We start from the raw sequence: 5,480 nt of genomic DNA, 5'->3' as shown, positions 1-5,480 counted from the left end.
CGCAACAAAGTCCTTGCCGCGAGCCGCGGGGAAACGTCAACAATTCGTCCAATATTATCAGAGAGTTGCTGGCGCGCCCGAAGAGATTCGAACTCCCGACCCCCAGATTCGTAGTCTGGTGCTCTATCCAGCTGAGCTACGGGCGCCCTGTATTTCCGGAGCGTCGGCGCACGCCGCCGCCCCGAAACGGATGGCGGCTCTAGCTTCTTTTGCTGGCGCAGGCAAGAGCCAATTTCCCCTGTTCGCGTGTACCGGCGCGGGCGCTCGCGCCGCTTTCGGACGCACAGCGCGGGCGCGTGCCCGCTTTCGGAAACGTCCTTGAAGCTTGCCCTCGATCTCCGGGTTCGCCGAGCGCGGTCTGCACGTAGGACTATCGTTCCGAGGACTGTGGAGAAAACGATCGTCGGTCCCCGGTTTCGCCGAAAAAAAAAGTTGACGATGACTGGGCGTCCGCATATGTTCCGCGCGCTTTCGGCAGGTCGTAGGGCTTCGCTGTACCGGACGCCGCGTCCGGTACCCAACGGCTCTAAACACTGACGATCTCATCGACGAGCCATATCCGGCCCTGTGAGGGGCCGGTTTCTGTTTCGCACGATCGCGGGATCGCCCGTGGTCCTCTGCTTTCGGCGGCGCCCGAGCCCGGAGACGGGTTCATGGGCGCTGTTGGTTTCGCGCGTTGGACAACCTGCGCGCAGCGATGGGCGACGCATTTCTGTCCGGCCTCGCGGCTGGGCGCAAGGAACGGGAAGTTAAGGGCTCGACATGCCGACGATTAGCCAGTTGATCCGCAAGCCGCGGCAACCGAAGACCTACCGTGAGAAGGCCCGTCACCTCGAGGCGAGCCCGCAGAAGCGCGGCGTCTGCACGCGCGTTTACACCACGACGCCGAAGAAGCCGAACTCGGCGCTTCGCAAGGTTGCCAAGGTTCGCCTTACCAACGGCTTCGAGGTCATCGGCTACATTCCCGGCGAAGGCCACAATCTGCAGGAGCACTCGGTCGTGATGATCCGCGGCGGCCGAGTCAAGGACCTGCCCGGCGTGCGTTACCACATTCTCCGCGGCGTGCTCGACACGCAGGGCGTCAAGGACCGCAAGCAGCGGCGCTCGAAGTACGGCGCCAAGCGTCCGAAGTGACCCGGAGCAGCGTAGGGTCATCCCCGGACGGAGACGATCCGGGGATCCCTTGGAAGTTTCAATGGATGGCTGGGTCAAGCCCTGCCATGACGGAGAAGAAAGAGTTAGGCCATGTCCCGCCGGCACAGCGTTGAAAAGCGCGAGATCATCCCCGACGCCAAGTACGGCGACGTCGTCGTCGCGAAGTTCATGAACACCATCATGTACGAGGGCAAGAAGTCGGTCGCCGAGAAGATCGTCTACGGCGCCCTCGACAGCGTCGAGGCGAAGGCCAAGTCCGATCCGCTCGCGGTGTTCAAGCAGGCGCTCGAGAATGTTGCGCCGGCCGTGGAGGTCCGCTCCCGCCGCGTCGGCGGAGCGACCTACCAGGTGCCCGTCGAAGTGCGCACGGACCGCCGCCAGGCGCTGGCGATCCGCTGGATCATCGCCGCTGCGCGCGACCGCAACGACAAGACCATGATCGACCGCCTCTCGGCGGAGCTTCTCGACGCATCGAACAACCGCGGCGCCGCCGTAAAGAAGCGTGAGGACACGCACCGCATGGCGGAAGCCAACCGTGCGTTTGCCCACTATCGCTGGTAAGCAGCCGTCCTCCACTGAAACGGGATCAGGATCATGGCGCGCAGCCACGCTATTGAAGACTACCGTAATTTCGGCATCATGGCCCACATCGATGCCGGAAAGACGACGACGACGGAGCGCATCCTCTACTACTCGGGCAAGTCCCATAAGATCGGCGAAGTCCACGACGGCGCCGCGACCATGGACTGGATGGAGCAGGAGCAGGAGCGCGGCATCACCATCACGTCCGCCGCGACGACCACTTTCTGGCATGACAAGCGTCTCAACATTATCGACACCCCCGGCCATGTCGACTTCACGATCGAGGTCGAGCGCAGCCTGCGCGTGCTCGACGGCGCCGTATGCGTGCTGGACGGCAACCAGGGCGTAGAGCCGCAGACGGAAACTGTGTGGCGACAGGCCGACAAGTATGGGGTTCCGCGCGTCGTGTTCGTCAACAAGATGGACAAGATCGGCGCCGACTTCTACCGCTGCGTCGAGGAGATCAACACCAAGGTCGGCGGCCGTCCGGTCTGCATCCAGTTGCCGATCGGCTCGGAGTCCAACTTCAGGGGCGTGATCGACCTCCTGCGCTTGAAGGCGGTCGTCTGGGAAGACGAGGGCCTGGGCGCGAAATACCACGACGAGGAAATTCCGGCCGACCTCCAGGCGAAGGCGGAAGAGTACCGCCACGCGCTCATCGAGGCCGCCGTCGAACTCGACGACGAGGTGATGACGGCCTATCTCGATGGCCACGAGCCCGACATCGATACGCTGAAGAAGTGCATCCGCAAGGCGGTCAAGCAGATCACCTTCGTGCCGGTGCTCTGCGGCTCGGCTTTCAAGAACAAAGGCGTGCAGCCTCTGCTCGACGCGGTCGTGGACTACCTGCCTTCGCCTGTCGATCGCGGCGGGATCAGGGGTGTGGACGTCGACACCGGCGAGGAAATCCTTCGACTGCCGAAGGACTCCGAGCCCTTTTCCATGCTCGCCTTCAAGATCATGGACGACCCGTTCGTCGGCACGATCACCTTTTGCCGCGTGTATTCGGGCAAGATCGAATCGGGCACCACCGTGCTCAATTCGACCAAGGACAAGAAAGAGCGCGTCGGCCGTATGCTGCTGATGCACGCCAACAATCGTGAGGATATCAAGGAAGCCTATGCGGGCGACATCGTCGCCCTCGCCGGCCTGAAGGACACCCGCACGGGCGATACGCTTTGCGACACCATGAAGCCGGTGATCCTCGAGAAGATGGAGTTCCCGGAGCCGGTCATCGAGATCGCGATCGAGCCGAAGTCGAAGGCCGACCAGGAGAAGCTCGGCGTCGCGCTGTCAAAGCTCGCCGCAGAGGACCCGTCATTCCGCGTCTCGACGGACCCCGAATCCGGCCAGACGATTCTCAAGGGCATGGGCGAACTGCACCTCGACATCAAGGTCGACATCTTGAAGCGCACCTACAAGGTCGACGCCAACATCGGCGCGCCGCAGGTCGCTTACCGCGAGAAGCTGACCAAGAAGACCGAGATCGACTACACCCACAAGAAGCAGTCTGGCGGCTCTGGCCAGTTCGCCAAGGTCAAGATCGTGTTCGAGCCGGCCGAGCCCGGCGCGGGCTCGTCGTTCGAATCGAAGATCGTCGGCGGCGCGGTGCCGAAGGAGTACATCCCCGGCGTCGAGAAGGGCTTCCAGAGCGTACTTGGATCAGGCGTTCTGGCAGGGTTTCCGGTCGTCGACGTCAAGGCGACTCTGGTCGACGGCGCCTACCACGATGTCGACTCGTCGGCGCTCGCTTTCGAGATCGCTTCCCGCGCGGCCTTCCGCGAAGGATTGCAGAAAGGCGGTTCGGTTCTGCTCGAGCCGATCATGAAGGTGGAAGTCGTAAGTCCGGAAGAGCACACCGGCTTCGTGATGGGCGATCTGCTCTCCCGTCGCGGACATGTGCAGGGTCAAGATATGCGCGCCAACGCCGTGGTTAGCGCCGCCCGAAGCCCTGCATGAATGGTCTCGGTTCCGTTTTCCTCACCGTGAGCCCGGACGGTACGGCATTGCCGTGTCATGCGGCGCGGATGCTGCCCGGGTTCGAGTTCCCGACGGTGCGCGAGAAGAGCATGGCGCACATCTGGCTCGAGTCCGACGCGTTCACGCACTTTCGCGGCGATGCCTGGATGAAGGAACCCTGCCGTAGCTGTCCAGAAAGAACTCGCGATTTCGGCGGGTGTCGCTGCCAGGCCCATTTATTGACCGGTGATGCGGCCAACGCCGATCCAGTGTGCGAGCTGTCGCCGTATCATGACTTGGTCACCGAGGCGGTGGCGCTGGCGGACCGGCCCAGCGTGCGCGACGCCGAAAAACCCCTCGTGTTCCGTTCCCCGGCCAATTCCGCTACGCTGTTTCCGTGACCCGAATCCGCAGCGGCCGATGAATTGGTTGACCTGGATGTTCGTTGCCGCGCTGATCGCGGAGACGGCCATCCGTCTGTGGCTGGCATCCCGCCAAATTGCGGCGGTGTACGCGCACCGCGACCGGGTCCCGGACATATTCACTGGGCAAATTGCGCTTGCGGAGCAACAGAGGGCTGCGGACTACACCATGGCTCGGGTGCGTTTGGGGCGCTGGGCTACGCTCCTCGACGCCATCACCAAACTTGGATTTACCGTGGGCGGCGGGCTCGCCGCGGTAGATGCGCTGGTCCGTCATTGGCAATGGCCCGAGCCTTGGCATGGGTGCCTTGTCATAGTGACCGTGTTCCTCGTTCTCCAGTTGCTAAGGTCTCCGGTTGCCCTGTGGAGAACGTTTCGGCTCGAGGCGCGCTTCGGATTCAATCGGATGTCGTCGTGGCTCTTCGCCGTCGACGCCGCGAAGGGACTGTTGCTGGGGCTGGTAGTGGGTGCACCCCTTGCATTCGCCACCCTCTGGCTCATGGAACGGGCGGGCACCTGGTGGTGGGCGTGGGCATGGCTCGTCTGGTTGGGCGCGACCCTCAGCCTGACGTGGGCTGCACCCCGGTTCATTGCTCCGCTGTTCAATCGCTTCAGCGCCATCACCGATAGCGCGCTCAAGCAACGCGTCGAGACGTTGCTCGAACGCTGTGGATTTTCAGCAAGCGGCGGCGTGTTCGTCATGGATGGTTCGCGGCGCTCTGCTCATGGCAACGCCTATTTCACCGGTATCGGACGCAACAAGCGCATCGTATTCTTCGACACATTGCTGGCACGGATCGAGCTCAACGAGATCGAAGCGGTGCTTGCTCATGAACTCGGGCATTTCCGTCTGCATCACGTGCGCCAACGGATGATCACGTCTCTGTTGGGCGCGCTGGCGGGGTTGGCGCTGCTTGGGTTGCTGGCGCGCGAGCCGGGATTCTATACGGCTTTCGGCGTGCCCCAAACGGCGGCGATGGCGCTGCTGCTATTCGCGTTCATCGTCCCGCCATTGACCTTTTTCGCAACGCCCCTCGCATCTTGGTGGTCGCGCCGCCAGGAACTTGCCGCCGATGATTTCGCCGCCGAACATTCCAATGCCGCCGATTTGATCACGGCCCTGGTCAAGCTTTATCGCGACAACGCCACGACGCTCACCCCGGATCGCGTGCATTCGGCGTTTTACGATTCCCACCCTTCCGCGGTGGCACGCATCACGCGCTTGAAACGGCTTGCCCTGCAATAGTGTCCTGAGTTGGAAATTCGCATCAATTCTCGCTCGGTCTAAGCTCGCGAGGCGGCGTTGCTCGTCGTCGCCATAGTACGCACTATGGCTCCTCCTCGCGCCTTGCCTCGCGACCT

At 62.8% G+C, this 5,480-nt stretch carries 4 protein-coding genes, 1 tRNA gene and 1 pseudogene; 5 read left to right on the top strand and 1 reads right to left on the bottom strand.

Going from position 1 to position 5,480, the window contains the following annotated elements:
• Positions 1-69: 69 nt before the first annotated feature.
• Positions 70-146 (bottom strand) — tRNA-Arg (locus tag ACLP25_RS31050).
• Positions 147-762: 616 nt separating this feature from the next.
• Here ACLP25_RS31050 and rpsL point away from each other — a divergent pair.
• The 5 genes and pseudogenes from rpsL to ACLP25_RS31025 all read left to right on the top strand — a co-directional run bounded on the left by rpsL (position 763) and on the right by ACLP25_RS31025 (position 5,364).
• The gene (gene rpsL / locus ACLP25_RS31045) at positions 763-1,134 is read left to right on the top strand and encodes a 30S ribosomal protein S12 (protein ID WP_113889154.1); all 372 of its coding nucleotides are present in this window, start codon (positions 763-765) and stop codon (positions 1,132-1,134) included.
• Positions 1,135-1,245: 111 nt separating this feature from the next.
• The gene (gene rpsG / locus ACLP25_RS31040) at positions 1,246-1,716 is read left to right on the top strand and encodes a 30S ribosomal protein S7 (RefSeq protein ID WP_442472936.1); all 471 of its coding nucleotides are present in this window, start codon (positions 1,246-1,248) and stop codon (positions 1,714-1,716) included.
• 33 nt (positions 1,717-1,749) lie between these two features.
• Positions 1,750-3,690: pseudogene (fusA, locus tag ACLP25_RS31035) on the top strand (elongation factor G); the annotation flags it as partial.
• Between the two features lie 2 nt (positions 3,691-3,692).
• Positions 3,693-4,097, top strand: coding sequence for an SPASM domain-containing protein (locus ACLP25_RS31030; RefSeq protein ID WP_442472935.1), 405 nt, complete (start codon positions 3,693-3,695; stop codon positions 4,095-4,097).
• A 37-nt stretch (positions 4,098-4,134) separates the two neighbouring features.
• Complete coding sequence (locus ACLP25_RS31025) at positions 4,135-5,364, top strand: M48 family metallopeptidase (RefSeq protein WP_442472937.1); 1,230 nt, start codon at positions 4,135-4,137, stop codon at positions 5,362-5,364.
• Positions 5,365-5,480 lie beyond the last annotated feature (116 nt).

It is taken from the genome of Roseiarcus sp., from assembly GCF_052145395.1.
In the GTDB taxonomy this organism is placed as follows: Bacteria; Pseudomonadota; Alphaproteobacteria; order Rhizobiales; family Beijerinckiaceae; genus Roseiarcus.
The sequence above is the reverse complement of the archived record's forward strand: the minus strand, read 5'-3'. Positions and strand labels throughout refer to the sequence as shown.